Consider the following 17,622-nt stretch of genomic DNA (forward strand, 5'->3'; position numbering starts at 1 on the left):
TTTGTATCTGCGATACGTTTAAATGATTGAAACAAGAAAAGTTACACATTTTATTACAGATAGATCCCCAAATTAACACTGTGCTTACCTCTGAAACAGGCGAATTCACTGATGTTTGCTACTTTTAAGGAGCATTCAACGAGAGTGAGGAACGGCGTATGAAAGCATTAGCATTAACAGCAGTGAGCGTATCACTGCTAGCTGTACCAACAATGGCTACAGCCTTTAATAAATCAACAATTGAGTCAGTCTTAGTTCAAACTTGTAAAGATGTAAAAAGTAATAAAGTTTATAAGCTAAAGGCAAACCTAAAAGAAAATCACCTTCGAGTACATGTGATTAATGAAAAACTTATGTGTAATGGTGAAAGTGTCTACGATTTTGCAATGACTCATAATGCTGATAAAACCGCCAAAATGTTAAGAACAGGATCGGTATCGATTCAGGATGTTGCGCTTAATAATGCGGATAAAATATGGGTTTGGTTAGACTAAAACCAATATTTTTAAGCACTTAGTAAACAGTCTGCACTTATTTGTAGGCTGTTTTGTCAACCCCCTTTACATAAAATATTGTCATCACATTTCCCAGTTACTGTAATATAAATGCCATCTAAAGTTCATAACATACCCGAAAAAAAAATGAGGTATGGCAATGGAACACGAAAAAACACTGCTGATCGATCAAATCATCTCAACTGCCAAACGAGAATTTGATATTGATCTAGTAAAAGAAAAGTTACTCTCAGAAGAAGAATATCGCACTTTGGTGTTTACTGAACTTAACAGTTTAGAAAATGCTGAGCTAAATCGTTTGATTGGCTCATTTAATCAAGCAAACCAAACTCAACCTTCTGCTTCTAGTCGCGATGAGGTGCTTGATAGCAAGCGTAATAAAGGATTATTAATCGCTGCATCAGTTGCGGTAATTACCCTGAGTGTTATCGGCGCATGGTTTGGCCTTTCTGGAAAAAGCGAACAGCCAAATAAAGTAGTTGCAGTACCAGCTAAAGTTGTTTCGCAAAAATCACCAGAAATGACAAAACCAAAAGCAATAGAGGCTGAGCCTGAACAAATTTTTAAACCGTTATTCGCAATTCACGGATCTAACACCATTGGTGAAAAATTAGCTCCCGCGCTGCTTAAAGCTTATTTTGAAGAACAAGGCGCGAGTGATATTGACTGGCAACAAGGCGGCATTGCAACTGAACGCACAATGCAATTTGACATGGATGGTGAGAAATTAGCAATTGGTTTAGCTGCGCATGGATCGTCTACGGCATTTAAAGCGCTGAATGCAAATATGGCACAGATCGGCATGTCATCACGCAAAATAAAAACCAGTGAAATTGAAGCGTTAAAAGGGCAATCGGGCGATCTTTCAAAGCTTGGCAATGAACATATCATTGCGCTAGATGGGTTGGCTATTATTGTGAATCAAAATAATCCATTAAAAGCAATCACAACTGAAACACTATCACGAATTTTCTCGGGAGAAATCAGTAATTGGGCTGAAATTGGCGGTGAGCAAGCACCAATTAAAGTGCTTGCCCGAGATAATAACTCAGGTACTTTTGATACCTTTAAATCATTGGTATTGAAAAAGTATGGACGAAAGTTAACAGCGAGCGCTGAGCGATTTGAATCAAGTTCTGAATTGTCTGAGCGTGTATCACAAGATGATTTTGCAATTGGTTTTATTGGCTTAAACTATATCCGTTATAGTAAGGCATTAGCTATTGCTGATAGTAACGAAACAAAAGCGATTTACCCAACGCGCTTCACAATAGCAACAGAAGATTATCCACTTGCGCGAAGACTATATTTATATACGCCAACTAATAGCGCGACGCAAATAAAAGACTTTGCAAATTTTGCGATTTCAGATCGCGGCCAAGAGATTGTGCAATCACTTGGACTTATCTCCCAGTCGATCCGAGTAGAAGATGTTGCATCGAGTGAGTTAGCGCCTGATAAATATAACCAATATGCCAAACTTGCGAAGCGTTTATCATTAAACTTCCGTTTTAACTACGCCACACGCGATCTTGATAACAAAGGTAAGCGAGATTTACAGCGTTTAGTATCGTTTGTTGAGCAAAACCCAAGTAAAAAGTTAGTACTGATGGGCTTTTCTGACAGTATTGGAGCACGTGATAAAAATACACTATTGTCATTAAGCCGCGCGAAAAGTGTTGAGCAAGAACTCAATGCTCGAGGTATTAATGTCTATGCCGTAGAAGGTTTTGGCGAAGATATGCCGTTGGCTAATAATGATAACGAAGTCGGGCGAGAGCGTAATCGTCGCGTAGAGGTATGGGTGCTATAACCCCCTTAGAGAATCCTTTTAAGTAACATGATGCGATAGTTATTCAAATCAATTTGGCTAACTATCGCTGTTTTATAATTAAATCGCTTTTTATTTACTATTTACCCCATTCTTTATGATTAAAAAATCCTTTCTATTAGTCATAAGTCTGTCATTTTTCTCAGATAAACTCTGTGCTTCAACGATGAGGGAGGGTTTTTAAGTGCACAATTTATTGATGGATAAGGCGACGTTGTCGCAAGTATTTCTTGCTTTCGCACCGATGGAAGCATTAAAAGTTAAAAATAATATCGACCAAGCAATTGATGCGTTGTCATTGCCTTCTGCGGAATTACTTGAAGAAATGCAGGCGCTTGGAATTGAGCTACCTGACAAACCGAGTGTTTCTAAAAAAGTCGATTTAACCACAATTAATAGCACTGTACTGACAACACACCTCACAGAATTGTTTCTTGATAAAAACAAATTATTAAAAACGTTTAGTGAGTTTTCGTTGAGCGAACAAGTAGCACTTCGCGCATTTTTATATAACTTGATACCAATGCTTCACTTACCACCTGCGTCAATCATTGAAAAAATGCAGCAAGAAGGTGTGTTTGATGTTTTAATTGGCGAACAAGATAAAGCGCAAGCGGTTAAAGATAAAATAGCCGCGTTAAATGCTGAAAAAGAGCAGAACAAGCTTAATGCTGTAAAAGAGCGCTTAGCCAAATTGTCAGATACGCCTAAGCAGTGTGCTGATGAGCTGAAAATTGCGCGCGTGAAATCAAATCTAAATAAAGCAACGTCACAGACCCAAACAGCTGAGCTTATCGATATCAAAAGTAAGATTGCTCAGTTAGGTTAACCGTCCGATCAGAGCGGCATTTTATTAACTCAAGAATGCTGCTCATAACTCTTCCTTAAACTTCACCCCGAGTGCCCCTGTATCAAACGTTTACAAAACAAATTTTTACTAACTGACACGTCTTTGCGCCTATTTCAAGGTCGGTACAAGTACACAATAGATTCAAAAAGATGAAAATGCAGTTCAGAGATCATCATTTTACTAAGTAATAGACTGTAAGTGACAGAATTTAGCCAATTAGTTAGTAAAAATATGATCTATAGCGTGGCATTGCATTAAAAATTACTAACTAGTTGGTAAAAATGTGATCTCAAATGTCAAAAAACAGCGTTTAGCTGACTAATGTTAGTAAAAAGCTGATCTGTTGGTTGATAAATACCCTTAATTTTAACTTTAGTTAGTAAAATTATGATCTTTATAAAACGAATAGTTAGTAAAAATGTGATCTATCATTTTCATAGTTAGTAAAAATATGATCTTTAAACATCGTGTAAGTATGATATTCGCGCAAAAAATACTGTATTTAGGGGGAAGACGTGTCAATTTTGAACACTTGTTAACGTCTATTTTACAATTAGAGAGATTTTAAATTAGCTAGTAAAATAGCGATCTGTGATTATTGCTAACCATATGTTACTTAGTAAAAATATGATCTGATAAGAGTAAGTGCTTCTATCATAGAGCAATGAAAAAAGGCCATTCGGCCTTTGGATCACAGTTAGGGATACATAATAATTCGTAAAAAAGCTAGGCGCTTTGCCTAGCGAGAGTGAACGATTTACCTTGGGGATAATTAAGAGAATTGGTTCATAGTGTTGTCTTCACCTGCTGCTTTTAGCGCAGCGTCACCAGAGAAGTACTCTTTGTGATCATCGCCCATATCTGAACCTGCCATGTTTTGGTGTTTAACACACGCAATACCTTGGCGAATTTCCTGACGTTGAACATTTTTAACATAGCCAAGCATGCCTTGTTCACCGAAGTATTCTTTCGCAAGGTTATCGGTTGAAAGTGCCGCTGTATGATAAGTTGGTAATGTAATTAAGTGGTGGAAAATACCCGCTTCACGTGCAGCATCAGCTTGGAAAGTACGGATTTTCTCATCTGCCAATACTGCTAGTTCAGTATTGTCATATTCAACGCTCATTAGTTGGTCACGGTTATACTGTGAAACATCTTTTCCTTCTTCAACCATTGCATCAAATACTTGCTGACGGAAGTTAAGTGTCCAGTTGAATGACGGTGAATTGTTGTAAACTAGTTTTGCGTTAGGGATAACTTTACGAATTTCATTTACCATCGCGCCAATTTGACCAACGTGAGGTTTTTCTGTTTCGATCCAAAGTAGGTCTGCACCATTTTGTAATGACGTAATACAGTCAAGCACACAACGCTCTTCACCAGTACCTTGACGGAATTGGAATAGGTTGCTTGGTAAACGCTTAGGACGAACCAGTTTGCCGTTACGGTTAAGAATAACGTCACCGTTTTTAATATCTGTAGATTCAATTTCTTCAACATCTAGGAATGCGTTGTACTGATCACCTAAATCACCTGGTTCATTGCTTACCGCGATTTGTTTAGTTAGGCCTGCGCCTAATGAGTCGGTACGCGCAACAATCACTCCATTATCAACACCTAGCTCAAGGAATGCATATCGCACAGCATTAATTTTCGCAAGAAAATCTTCATGAGGTACTGTTACTTTACCATCTTGGTGGCCACATTGTTTTTCATCTGATACTTGGTTTTCAATCTGAATACAGCATGCGCCCGCTTCAATCATTTTCTTAGCAAGTAAGTAAGTTGCTTCTTCGTTACCAAAGCCTGCGTCAATATCAGCAATGATTGGTACAACGTGAGTTTTATGATCGTTAATTTTTTCTAATGCTGTCTGTTCAGCCGCGCTGTCGCCAGCTTTACGTGCTGCATCTAATTCACGGAAATAACCACCTAGTTCACGTGCGTCAGCTTGACGAAGGAAGGTATAAAGTTCTTCAATTAATGCTGCAACAGATGTTTTTTCGTGCATTGATTGGTCAGGCAGTGGACCAAATTCAGAGCGAAGCGCTGCAACCATCCAACCTGAAAGATATAAATAACGACGGTCAGTGTTATTTTGGAAGTGTTTTTTAATTGAAATCATTTTTTGCTGACCGATAAAACCATGCCAACAACCTAAAGATTGAGTGTACTGTGATGGATCTTGATCGTACGCTTCCATATCCTTTCGCATAATATCTGCTGTGTAGCGAGCAATCTCTAAACCATTTTGAAAGCGGTTTTGTAAACGCATACGTGCAGCCGACTCAGGGTTAATGTTTTGCCATTTCTTTTCGCCTACTTCTTTTAACGTTGCAATGCGATCGATTTCTTGTTGGTAAGTTAATTGTGTAGCCATCGTTGTAATTCCTTCATCTTGTTTATTGGATGGCGCTGGTGTTATTACCTCGCAGAGCAACAACATTGAACGGGTAGCGCCTTTACATCTAAGTTAGGCTGAATCGTAATAATTTATGAAATTTATAGTTTTTATCACCAATATTTATCTAATGAATGCCAAAAACAAGCTTTCTTGTGTAAGTTAGATAGAATCAAGTAACCAAATTATTTAAACGCATACAATTGTGTGCCACTTCAAGGTGAGAAAACTTATGACAACACGAATTCACCACGCAGGGTTAGCAGTAGACCCGAGCTTATATGCTTTTATTAACCATCAGGTTATTCCAGGCACGGGTGTCGATGTAGAGCACTTTTGGCAAGGTTTTGCAAAAATTGTGTCAGAAATGACACCAATAAACCGTGCTCTTCTGGTGAAACGTGATGACCTGCAAGTACAAATTGACCAATATCATCAAGCTCATTCGAACTTTGATTTCGAGCATTACAAACAATTCCTTCAGCAAATTGGCTATCTCAAAGAAGCACCAAATGATGTGACTATTAGCACGCAAAAGGTGGAACCAGAAATCGCAAACATGGCTGGACCACAACTGGTAGTGCCTGTGAGCAACGCTCGCTTTGCACTTAATGCGGCCAATGCGCGTTGGGGGTCGTTGTATGATGCTTTGTATGGTACTGATGCTATTTCTTATGAAAATGGCCGAGAAGTAGGTAATGCATATAATCCTGTGCGCGGTAATGCAGTAATTGATTTTGGCCGTGAATTTTTAGATCAGGCATTGCCTTTAAGTTATGGGTCACACAAAGACGCCAGCGACTATGCAATCGTTGATGGTAAGCTCATTGTTACCTTAAATAATGTAAGTCAAAGTGGTTTGCAATCTCCCGAGCAGTTAGTGGGCTATAACGGTACCAAGCAGCAGCCAAAAGAATTAATTCTTCAAAATAATGGCTTACATATTATTATTCAATTTGATGAAAACCATCAAATAGGTAAGCAAGATAGTGCGCATATTAAAGATGTTGTACTTGAGTCAGCACTTACTACCATAATGGATTGCGAAGACTCAGTCGCTGCAGTAGATGCAGAAGATAAATTAGGTGTTTACAGTAACTGGCTAGGCCTCAATAAAGGGGATTTATCAGTAGAGTTTGAAAAAGGTGGCAAGGTACTGACTCGAGCGCTTAATCCGGACAAAAGCTATGTTGATTTGAGTGGTAAAGAACAAAGTTTAAAAGGCCGCAGCTTAATGTTAGTGCGCAATGTTGGCCACTTAATGACTAACCCAGCCATTATAGATAAAAATGGCGACGAAATTTTCGAAGGGATCATGGATGCTGTTATCACATCATTAATTGCATTGCATGACCTAAGAGGCAATGGCAAGGCCGGTAATAGCCGTGCTGATAGCATTAATATTGTGAAACCTAAAATGCACGGCCCTGAAGAAGTAGCCTATGCGAATACTTTATTTAGCAAAGTGGAAAATCTACTCAACCTGCCAGAAAACACTCTAAAAATGGGCATCATGGATGAAGAGCGCCGAACCTCTGTTAACCTTGCCGCGTGTATTTTTGAGGCAAAAGAGCGCGTTATCTTTATCAATACAGGTTTCTTAGATAGAACTGGGGATGAAATCCACACCAGTATGCTGGCTGGACCAATGTTACCTAAAGAGCAAATTAAAGCGCAAAAATGGATAGGGGCATACGAAAACAATAATGTTGATGTAGGACTTGCTTGTGGCTTGAGCGGTAAAGCGCAGATAGGTAAAGGTATGTGGCCAATGCCGGATGAAATGGCCAAAATGCTTGCGCAAAAAACAGCACATGTTCAAAGTGGCGCGAATACAGCATGGGTTCCCTCACCCACAGCTGCGACGTTACATGCGCTTCACTATCATCAACAAGATGTGTTTAGTCTACAACAAGAAATTAAACAACGTGTTGCTGCCAATGTAGATGATATTTTATGTCCACCGCTGCATCCAGAACCAAAATCGATGACCCAAGATGACATTCAAAATGAGTTAAATAACAACGCTCAGGGTATTTTAGGTTATATGGTACGTTGGGTTGAGCAGGGCGTAGGCTGCTCTAAAGTACCTGATATTAATAATATTGGTCTAATGGAAGACCGTGCAACACTAAGAATATCTTCTCAGCATATGACTAACTGGTTATGTCATGGCATTTGTAATGAAAAACAGATCGTCGATACCTTGCAAGCGATGGCTAAAGTAGTTGATAAGCAAAATGAAGGTGATGAAAATTACCGTAATATGGCTGATAACTACGCTCAAAGTGTTGCTTTTCAAGCTGCTTTAGAGTTGGTGCTGACAGGAACAAAACAGCCAAATGGTTATACAGAGCCAGTGCTTCACCGTCGCCGTTTAGAGTTTAAAGCGGCACACTAAATGTGCTGATTTATCAAGCTCAGTTACAAAAAAGGCCTGAATAATCAGGCCTTTTTTATTAATTCATTTTACGATGAATTAGTCTTTCACAATTGCGTTGTGATAGATGTTTTGCACATCATCGCTATCGTTCAGCATATCCATAAACTTCTGGAACAGTGGAATGTCATCACCTTCAATATCCACGTTTGTTTGTGGTACAAAGGTAATTTCTTCTACATCCAGTTTTACGTCAGGGAATGCGTCTGCTAATGCTGTTTTCACGTTGAAAAATTCAGTATGAGGTGCAAACACTGACACAACACCATCTTCAACCTCTACATCGGTCACGTCAACGTCTGCCATCATTAGTGCTTCAAGCACTTCTTCGTCGTTATCGCCTGCAAATGCAAATACTGCTTGGTGATCAAAACTGTGTGCAGCAGTACCTGGACCACCAATTTTTGAGTTAGTTTTAGTAAATGCTAAACGTACATCTTTAATCGTACGGTTTGGGTTATCCGTTAAACAATCGATAATAACCATGCAGTTACCTGGACCAAAGCCTTCGTAGCGTGCTGGTTGGTAATCTTCGCCCGCACCGCCTTTTGCTTTTTCAATCGCTTTGTCGATTACGTGTGCAGGTACTTGGTCTTTCTTTGCTTTTTCGATAAGGCGCTTTAACGTTAAGTTAGTATCTAGTTCTGCGCCGCCATTTTTAGCTGCTACATAGATTTCTTTACCGTATTTAGAGTTTACTTTTGTTTTTGCGGCTGCTGTTTTTGCCATCGCGTTCTTGCGAACTTCAAACGCTCTTCCCATCTTAATTCACTCTCTATTCTCGCAGGAAATTTAGTTGCATGATTTTAACAAGTCATTGCAAAAACGGCTAGTGTTAAGGCATTTGCTTTCGTATCTAGCCCTTTGCGCACTAATAAAAGTGGTAATTGGCTCATAAAATTTAACAAAAATAAAAGTGATATATGCTTTCTATTTTAACTATTCATCTGGTGAATGTTTAAAGCGACATTTTTTGGTGCAAATTAATAAGTTCAGCGTTTAGCTTGAGCAGAATAGTAATAATGGATTTGATTTTTAGTTAAATAAGAAATGGAGGTTATTAAAAACGATAGCCAACTCGCCAGCTGAAACTTGAATAATTATCTTGCGGCAGAAATGCCACACTCGTATCTAACTCTATCATCCACTGAGCGGTGATATCGTAAGTGATAAAAAAGCTTAACTCAGCAAAGTCGTCATCGCTATTAACCGTATGTGATTGGCGGCCTGCAAAACTGAGCACGCCTTCGGGCTTTTCAGGTCCATCGCCGTGAAACAATGCATTCCAACGCATGATCCCGCCAATCAATAAATATTCTTCCTCAGTCATCTGAACAACTTTTGAAGCCGATAGCAAACCACTGATGACCACACTTTCATCTTCTAAAGAATCTGATAGTGAAAAACCAAGATCATTATTTACAAGTTTGTCGCGATAACGCCACTCATTATATTGCAGCGAAATAGCAGGTTCGATTACCCAGTCTTGCCAAAAAATACCGTATCCCAAAGAAACACCATAGCTTGGTGCATAGGTTGATTGTTTTACAATTGGCAGATCTATCAAGATTTCACTGTAATCACTTTGCCAATAAGTATAATTTGCTGATAACGCGAAGTTATCAACGAAATAGCTCAGTGTTGCTGCATAAGAGGTTGAGTCTATTGTGAGGTCATTTAATTTGCCTGAAATATGGGTTTTATCCCAATCAATATAATCGAGGCTTAAGCGAAAACTGTCGTTGATGTCGTGCGCTAGTGAAATTGATGTGCCGCCAGGAGCTACGCTCGTCAAAGTACCTGATTGGTCTAGTGGTAAATCAGAATAGTTTTGGCCTAGCTTAATTTCAAATCCATGCAAGGTCATAGACATACCAAGCAAAGTGCTTGGTAAAATAAAGCGATTAGCAAAGAAACGAAAATGACACATAGCGAACTCATATTAGTACTGCGATGGTGATAATAACAACAAATCTCTGACTAACTTAGTAGAAAATGCTAATAAAGTGTGAAATTTTGTAATTCAATTAAGCTGCCATTAAGTTGAAAGAGTCTAATTTACAAGTGAGAGTGAAAGTATGAGGTGTTTTATGGAGTATTTTATTCTTGCTAAAAACCGCGAAATTGCAGCGATCCCTGCTGATAGAAAGCTTTTCTTAACTTATCAAAAATTGGGCTACCGTTTTGTAGAAAAAACACAATCATGTGATGAAAAAACAGCGTTAGCAAATGCCCAGCGCAAATATAACCATACGCGCAATTACAAATTGATTTTCTCATTGGTAACCGTGTTTTTGGCGTATTGGCTGTATTTTTACTTATTACTAGCGTAATACTTCTCAATAAAATATAAATTTAAACAAATGGTTAAATAGTAGATAAGGCAGCAATTGACGCTGCCTTTCTTTATTCTCTTGAATAAAGTTATTTTGTCACAATTATTTGCCTGTGGAATTTTCTTCACTATTGCTAATTGTGTATTGCACTTTGCTTTTACTTAGTATTTAATAGCCGCCACTTTTTTGCCTTGTGTAAAAAATACCGAAGTTAGTGTTGGTTTGAGAAATAAGAATAACGGTGCGTTATGGATTTTTATATCCTAAAAAAAGGTGATGAGCTAAAAGCCATCCCTGCAGATAAAGCAATTTGTAAAAGCTACGAAAAATCAGGTTATAGTTACATTGATAAAGTGGCTGCATGTACAGAACAAGCTGCAATAAACAAACTAAAAGGTAAAACGTTTGAAACACTTAAGGGTCCATTGATCCGTTTAAGTGTCGTTATTTTTGCATTGGCTTTGTTGTGGTGGGTGAGCTAACCACCACAACTTAGGTATTATTTAGCTTGGTGAAATCTTTCTTTTCTTTTTATTGAGCGCCACTCGATAACGATTGTGTAGAATACCTACTCGTTCAACATATGCTTTCGTTTCAGCAAAAGGTGGAATGCCTTTATATTTCTTAATTGTACTTGGTCCTGCATTATATGCAGCGGTTGCCAAACGCACATTGCCATTAAATTTATCTAATAAATAAGACAGATATTTAACACCACCAAAAATATTTTGTGCTGGCAAGTTAGGCCGTTTAACTCCCATATATTTAGCAGTCGCAGGCATTAATTGCATTAATCCTATAGCCCCTTTTTTTGATCGCGCATTTGCTTTAAATGCCGATTCAGCATGGATCATGGCTCTCACCAATGCGGGGTCAACATTGTGTTGCTTGCTGGCCTTTGCAATTTCCAAATGGTATTTGTCAGGATAAATAGGGATTTTGTGCCAATTTAAAGACGAGCGCAGTTGGCAGGCATAGCAACCAGTACGATAGATACTGTAACTGTGTTTAACGGGTTTACGGTCTGTGAATGCAATTGAACCATCACTTTTTACATATTGGTAAATCGGTTTAGCAGACACTGAAAACGCAAAACACAATAAAAGAGCAAGTAATTTGTTGTTCATGTGTGATGTGGCGTAGCTTATTGTTCTAATTATGGCCGTTAAAGGGAGATTATCAAGCCCTTATAACAGTCGACACTTTACCTGTTTTTTTGTTCGCTTTGTACCCTAGTTACAATGAATAAAGATGTTAAATGATAAAAAAGTAAAAAGGCGCAATATGCGCCTTTAGGAGATGACAGAGTGTCCTTTTAACAAAGGAGAATGAATTTGCTTACACCATATCATCGAAAGGGTTAGTTGCTTTTAACTTCACTGATTGGGCGAAGCCCGGTAATGAAAGTATTTCTTGTGTTAGTTCAATTTCATTTTCATCTATCAAACCATCACCAAAGCGATAAATTAACTGGTAGTCGCCGCTATTTGCAGCATCACTGTATGCGTCTTGTTGTTGTTTTGTGGTTGTGAGCTTATCACGGTAGTTTGCCATTGCCGTTTCGCCATGACGTTTTGTTAGCATATCCAGTGTAACAGAGGCCGAAAACATGGGTGCTGTTGCATTATTGCCACCAAAGCCTTTGGAATTAATAAATGCAATATCTTGGCTCTCGCAAGCGTAATGTTCAGTGCGAATATCAAGACGATCCGCAAAAACATCATCAGCAACTTTATTGATAGTAGTGATGCCCGGCATGATGTTGTGACTAAAAATACCCAATGCCATTGCCATTTGATCACCGCTTGCGGGGCCAATGGTGTGACCAACAAACGCTTTAGGTGCTGCAAGCTTCCAATTATCAATATTAAATGCTTTTGCTACACGATCGTAAATGATTGATTCTGTTACACGGTTTTGTGGTGTACTTGAACCATGTGCCAGAATATAACTGCGTTTTTGTACCGCTTCTTCACCTAGAATACTGCTTGCCAGTGCAACCGATTTTGCCATGGTGATATAGTTTCCTGGGCCTGGTGCGGTAATTGACTTTTTAATGCCATCGGCATTGACGAAAACATCAGGCACAGAGCCCATTACATCAGCACCTAATTCCAGAGCGAGCGTATCATCCATTAAAACAGCAAATTGGGCGCCTTCACCAATGGTAAAACCACAGTTTTCGCCAAAAGGTCGGCTAGTACGGCGCAAGTCAGGAGTATCACTATTATCAAGTTTTTTCAAACCATCAACATTGGCAAGCGCACTCATATTGCCAAAGCCTTCAACAATTTCAGGAGTTATGGCGCAATCTACACTGCCTACAATTGCCACGCGTGTACGCCCTGCTTTAATATCATGCACAGCTGCACGTAGGTTATATAAGAAAGTGGCACAAGCACCAGATGTGGTGAACGTTGTACCCACATTGCCTGTAACATAGGCATTAATAAAGTCAGTAGACATGGTATTTAAACCAAGTGCTAAGTTTTTAGTACTGACACGGTCGCCTTTTAAGCGATTTTTCATCATGCCACCAAATGCTTCTTCTTGCATTTGACCGGCAACCGATGCTGAATAAGTACCGATTTGATCAGGGTCAACTACCGCTAACACAGCATCCCAATCTAGGCCCGTTGACTTAATTGCGTCTGTTGCGGCAAAAATGGTTGCTTGCAAACCTCGCGGTTGATAACGGCTGTTATAAAGAGTGCTGGGATCAAAGCCAGTAGGAAATTGGCCTGCTGCTTTAATTGGGTTATCTCGAAAAGTATCGTGCTTTAACGATAACTCACCTGAAATTGATACTTTAACTTTACCACTTTCAAGTGATTCAACATGCCAATCTCTAGGTAATGGAGTTGGTAAATGACGTGCGCTTGTTTCAAATACAATTTGCTCACCCTCAGCAGGCAAAACCGTCATTTTTTGATGACCATGGGTTGCATCAACATCAAAATGGTTGTCTTCAATTTTACGAATTAGCGTACCGGCTAGAATTTGTTCACCATATTTGCTTTCAATATTTGATGCAGTGATTGGCTGATTTTCATGATCGATTAATGCCCCGTTTTCTTGGCGAACTAAATTCATTAAAGTCGCAAGACCAAGAAATGTCTCTTGTCGTGCTTCTTGTGTTAGTTTGTCTAAAACGATGCGACGAAACCCCTGATGACCAGAAGTTCGTCCTGCGGCATTAATACCACCCATTCCAACAACAATAGGTAATGCAGTCATAAAAGCCCTAAATTCATAAAAATTACGTTATTTAGGGACAGTTTATTTTGATTTTATGTTTATGTTTGTGTTTAATTGGTCATAACTTTGGTTTATGTGGCCATTTTAAACTGGTTTGAGCAGTTGATATGACAAAAATGACAAAAGTAAGGCTGTTGCTATACCCGCAAGTGCTAGCAACAAGTGTGACATTGCCCGTCGAGATGTTAAAAGCTGGTGACGCCTCTAATTATAAGAGACATGGGACATCCCTCGATATTAAATTTGTATCAACTGAGCAAACAATTATTAAATGTCGTGCTGGTTGTGCTTTTGTGCCTGATCTGACAGTAAATAATGATGATGAAGCAGACTTTATTATCGTGCCAGGCATTTGGCGAAACCCAAGGCCTGTGATTAAGCATAACCAAACCGCAATTTCGTATTTAGCAAGGCAGTGGCAACAAGGCGCAACTATTGTGGGTGTAGGAACAGGTAATTGTTTACTGGCTGAAGCGGGGTTATTAGATAATCATGCAGCGACTACACATTGGCATTACGCAAAACAATTTCGAAAAGACTATCCGCGTGTTAATTTAAAACCAGAGTTTTTTATCACCCAATCAGAGCGCATCTTTTGCGCTGCTAGTTTAAATTCACTGGCAGACATTATGGTGCATTTAATCGCCCAGTTATATGGTCGAGAAGCGGCACAAAACGTAGAACGGAATTTTTCACATGAAATTAGAAAGCCCTACGAAGAGCAACGCTACTTGGAGGGTGCTGTGGATAGGCATCCGGATGAATTAATTGCACAAATACAGTTTTGGCTTAAGAACAACCTTACCAGTGATTTTTCATTACATGATGTTGCTGAGCAATTTGGCATCAGTCAGCGCACACTTTCACGACGTTTTAAGGCGGCAACGGGATCAACAGCAAATCACTATTTGCAAAAAATGCGCCTTGAGATGGCGCAAGAATTATTATCATCCACCAATTTAACAGTACAAGATGTTGCTGTTGAAGTTGGTTATATTGATCAAGGTTATTTAACAAAAGTGTTCAAACGAGAACTCAACCAGACGCCGTCAGATTATCGGCTTTTGGTTCGAAAAAAACTGTTTAAAACCGATTCATAACAGTATTAATTACACTAGAGCGTGTTGATCTTTGTGGTCTAAATTCTGTTCAAATACAAAGCTTTTTGATCGCGGCGTTGCTTTGTAGGCTTAGCGGGCTAAGTCAAGAAGCAGCAACAAAGAACAAAACGCTTTGGGTTGAACCTTTTAGGCAGCGCTTGTTTGGCATTTATACTGCGTTGCCCTATATGGATGTAGGGTAAGGTGACTTTGCAGGAGCACAAAGTTTTTATCGCTCATTTATGTAAATTAACTGCTAACAATTGGTTTATTGCAAGCTAAATCTGAGAATTTATAACTCGAAATCAGTGACTGCATATTTAATTGTTTGCAGTGCAATATAGCCTAATGCTCTATGTTATTTCTTTTTTTGTTAATAATGTGTAAATAACTGTAAATGCATATTTTTCAATAACTTAAAGACTTATTCAGCATTCAAAAAAGACAGCGTTGTCATTATTTAATTATTTTAAATCATGTGGTTAGCTATTTTTCTTCTGATTTTTTACTGAAAATAGCGCAGGCGTTTCTTTTTATTTTTTGTCGGTTTTTAATAGGCGTCCCGATTGTGGGGTAAAACGAATTTCAGGGGACAAAATGAAAATAAAAACACCTTTGTTGGCGGCGAGCTTAATCATCGCTTGTACGCCGGCAATAGCTAAAATCACCGATTCAACTTTTCCGCTTGTTACGGGAGATCCGCTTGTTTCTCAACAGTGGCATTTACAAAACACAGGGCAAACAGGTTTTTCTCAGTCTTCAGGTGTTGCTGGTAATGACTTAGATTTAGATTTCACTCACTTGATGGGAATTAAAGGTCGTGGCATTACTGTTTCGATAATTGATTCTGGCGTAGAAATTGACCACCCAGATTTAAGAACGAATGTTGTTGATGGTTCTATCAACCTTGGCGACGGTTCAAATTACCCGCAAGATGATGATGGTCACGGTACTTCAGTGTCTGGTTTGATTGCTGCTACTGAAGCAAATGGCTTAGGTGGCCGCGGTGTTGCACCACATGCAAATATTATTGGTTTTAACTATTTACCAAATCAGACGGTAGGTAATTGGCTGGTGGCGCATGGTTTATCAGAAGACTTTCGTCAATTAGATCGTTTTACAGACCCACGTGTATTTAACCAAAGTTATGGTAGTACACCGGCAAGCCCGCGCGTTCACGATTACTCACTTGATCCGTGGCAAGAACTGCAAGATTCTGTATACCAAGACATCACAGAAAATAGTCACTGGGGACGTGGTTCAGTTTATGTAAAATCTGCTGGCAACTCTTTTGAAGTATATAATGCATTCTATCGAGGTTATCGCATTTTAGTATTACCTTATGAGAATAATCAGTTTTTCAATAACCAAGGTTTACCATTTCACAATGCAAACATTTCATCAGACAATACAAACCATTGGAACTTGGTTGTTTCAGCACTGAATGCTGAAGGCAAGTTAAGTTCATATTCGTCTGTTGGTTCAAATGTGTTTGTAGCTGCTCCTGGTGGGGAGTTTGGCGAAGCAGCGCCAGCAATGGTTACGATTGACTTACAGGGCTGTGATGCAGGAAGCAATGTAGCAGGTGAACATGGTAATGCACTTCATGGCGGTAGTGAATTAGATCCAAATTGTGACTATACAGGCACAATGAATGGCACATCATCTGCTGCGCCAAATACATCGGGGGCGATTGCCAATATTATGTCGGCAAATCACGCGTTAGATGCGCGCGCTATTCGTCATATTCTCGCGCAAACAGCGCGTAAAACAGATGTTGAACACCCTGGCGTTGATTTAACATTTGAAAATGCGAATGGTGAATTAGTGACCTATAATGCGATCCCTGCATGGCAGACCAATGCCGCTGGTTATAACTTCCATCAGTATTATGGTTTTGGTGCCGTAGATGTTGATGATGCGGTCTATAAAGCGCTCTTTACCCCGGCTGCGCCATTACCTGAACAAGTTATTACTCCTTGGCAGCTGCAAACGGCAAATGTTGAAATTCCAGATGCGAGTTTAGTAGGTGCAACAAGTGCGCTTTCATTTGAACAAGATGTAACCGTTGAAGCTGTTCAAGTGAAGTTGAATATTGATCACTCTCGTCTGCGTGATCTTGCGATTGAACTAATTTCACCGTCGGGTACACGCTCAATTTTAATGAGTGCGCGCACAGGTTGGTTATCGAGTACACAAGGTGGTTATACTGATACTTTACTACTTAGTAATCACTTCTACGGTGAATCTGCAAAAGGTGAGTGGCAGTTAAAAGTAATTGATACTGATAAAGGCAACAGTTTTACTTTAGGTTATAACGCTGCAATTGGTTTAATTGGCTTTAATCGCGATAACAATACCGAAAATGGTATGTTAAAAGATTGGTCGCTTCGTGTAATTGGTCACTAGGAGTAAAAAATGAAAAAAGTAATTTTGATGGCGGCACTTGCTGCAACGACACACATTGCAATGGCAACCTCTGCAGATCAATTAAAAGGCTTAACCATTACACCTGTTGAGCAATTAGCGTTATCTGATTCTGAGGTGATTGTTAACAATAAAAAGTTTAAAACGAATGGTGCAAATACAGTTGTACCAGGATTAGAAATATTTGATGAGAATGGCTTTAATGCTTATACCGTCACTGGTGAAATCATTGTGAAGCTGTCTGGTGATGTAGATTTTGAGCAGTTTAATCAAGATAACGACTTGATCATAAAACAGGCTTATAAATCTTACTACATTCTTAAATCTCAAAGTGATCGCAACTTATTATCTTTAGTTGATGCTTTGAAAAAGCTAGAGGGTGTGAGTTCAGTAACTCTTGAGCTTGCCGACAAGGGCATCATTGAGAAGTAAGTAATATCAAATAAAAACGCCTGCGAATTGGG

At 39.2% G+C, this 17,622-nt stretch carries 14 protein-coding genes; 9 read left to right on the forward strand and 5 right to left on the reverse strand.

Annotated features, from left to right (window positions below; genetic code table 11):
* Positions 1 to 158 precede the first annotated feature (158 nt).
* The 3 genes from OM33_RS15320 to OM33_RS15330 all read left to right on the forward strand — a co-directional run bounded on the left by OM33_RS15320 (position 159) and on the right by OM33_RS15330 (position 3,175).
* On the forward strand, positions 159 to 494 hold the full coding sequence (locus OM33_RS15320) for a DUF3718 domain-containing protein (protein WP_052141085.1): 336 nt from the start codon (positions 159 to 161) through the stop codon (positions 492 to 494).
* Between the two features lie 160 nt (positions 495 to 654).
* Positions 655 to 2,328 carry a substrate-binding domain-containing protein gene (locus OM33_RS15325; RefSeq protein ID WP_040134796.1) on the forward strand — a complete coding sequence of 558 codons (1,674 nt, stop codon included), beginning with the start codon at positions 655 to 657 and terminating at the stop codon, positions 2,326 to 2,328.
* Positions 2,329 to 2,530: 202 nt separating this feature from the next.
* Positions 2,531 to 3,175 (forward strand): hypothetical protein, encoded by a 645-nt coding sequence (locus tag OM33_RS15330; RefSeq protein ID WP_199922595.1) that lies wholly within the window; start codon positions 2,531 to 2,533, stop codon positions 3,173 to 3,175.
* A 793-nt stretch (positions 3,176 to 3,968) separates the two neighbouring features.
* Here OM33_RS15330 and OM33_RS15335 read toward each other — a convergent pair.
* A complete protein-coding gene (locus tag OM33_RS15335; RefSeq protein ID WP_040136825.1) occupies positions 3,969 to 5,576 on the reverse strand; it encodes an isocitrate lyase in 1,608 nt (535 codons plus the stop codon).
* A 253-nt stretch (positions 5,577 to 5,829) separates the two neighbouring features.
* Between OM33_RS15335 and OM33_RS15340 the strand changes: the two genes are divergently transcribed.
* On the forward strand, positions 5,830 to 7,998 hold the full coding sequence (locus OM33_RS15340; protein WP_040134800.1) for a malate synthase G: 2,169 nt from the start codon (positions 5,830 to 5,832) through the stop codon (positions 7,996 to 7,998).
* Positions 7,999 to 8,076: 78 nt separating this feature from the next.
* On the opposite strand, the gene OM33_RS15345 is transcribed toward OM33_RS15340, so the two are convergent.
* Entirely contained in the window at positions 8,077 to 8,799 is a 723-nt protein-coding gene (locus tag OM33_RS15345) for a YebC/PmpR family DNA-binding transcriptional regulator (protein ID WP_040134802.1), read from the reverse strand.
* 298 nt (positions 8,800 to 9,097) lie between these two features.
* Complete coding sequence (locus tag OM33_RS15350) at positions 9,098 to 9,967, reverse strand: hypothetical protein (protein WP_199922596.1); 870 nt, start codon at positions 9,965 to 9,967, stop codon at positions 9,098 to 9,100.
* Between the two features lie 160 nt (positions 9,968 to 10,127).
* On the opposite strand from OM33_RS15350, the gene OM33_RS15355 reads away from it, so the two are divergent.
* Positions 10,128 to 10,370: a hypothetical protein gene (locus tag OM33_RS15355; RefSeq protein WP_040134805.1), complete on the forward strand. Its 243-nt coding sequence runs from the start codon at positions 10,128 to 10,130 to the stop codon at positions 10,368 to 10,370.
* 251 nt (positions 10,371 to 10,621) lie between these two features.
* Positions 10,622 to 10,855, forward strand: coding sequence for a hypothetical protein (locus OM33_RS15360; protein ID WP_040134807.1), 234 nt, complete (start codon positions 10,622 to 10,624; stop codon positions 10,853 to 10,855).
* Positions 10,856 to 10,876: 21 nt separating this feature from the next.
* Here OM33_RS15360 and OM33_RS15365 read toward each other — a convergent pair whose 3' ends face one another.
* Both OM33_RS15365 and OM33_RS15370 read right to left on the reverse strand, forming a co-directional pair.
* Positions 10,877 to 11,500, reverse strand: coding sequence for a lytic transglycosylase domain-containing protein (locus tag OM33_RS15365; RefSeq protein ID WP_040134809.1), 624 nt, complete (start codon positions 11,498 to 11,500; stop codon positions 10,877 to 10,879).
* 211 nt (positions 11,501 to 11,711) lie between these two features.
* Positions 11,712 to 13,610: a beta-ketoacyl synthase gene (locus OM33_RS15370; protein ID WP_040134810.1), complete on the reverse strand. Its 1,899-nt coding sequence runs from the start codon at positions 13,608 to 13,610 to the stop codon at positions 11,712 to 11,714.
* 128 nt (positions 13,611 to 13,738) lie between these two features.
* Between OM33_RS15370 and OM33_RS15375 the strand changes: the two genes are divergently transcribed.
* The 3 genes from OM33_RS15375 to OM33_RS15385 all read left to right on the forward strand — a co-directional run bounded on the left by OM33_RS15375 (position 13,739) and on the right by OM33_RS15385 (position 17,590).
* Positions 13,739 to 14,731, forward strand: coding sequence for a GlxA family transcriptional regulator (locus OM33_RS15375; protein WP_040134812.1), 993 nt, complete (start codon positions 13,739 to 13,741; stop codon positions 14,729 to 14,731).
* A gap of 597 nt (positions 14,732 to 15,328) precedes the next feature.
* On the forward strand, positions 15,329 to 17,140 hold the full coding sequence (locus OM33_RS15380; RefSeq protein WP_040134814.1) for a S8 family serine peptidase: 1,812 nt from the start codon (positions 15,329 to 15,331) through the stop codon (positions 17,138 to 17,140).
* 9 nt (positions 17,141 to 17,149) lie between these two features.
* Positions 17,150 to 17,590 (forward strand): hypothetical protein, encoded by a 441-nt coding sequence (locus tag OM33_RS15385; RefSeq protein WP_040134816.1) that lies wholly within the window; start codon positions 17,150 to 17,152, stop codon positions 17,588 to 17,590.
* The last annotated feature ends 32 nt before the right edge of the window (positions 17,591 to 17,622 follow it).

The sequence above is a fragment of the Pseudoalteromonas piratica genome (assembly GCF_000788395.1).
Taxonomy (GTDB): domain Bacteria; phylum Pseudomonadota; class Gammaproteobacteria; order Enterobacterales; family Alteromonadaceae; genus Pseudoalteromonas; species Pseudoalteromonas piratica.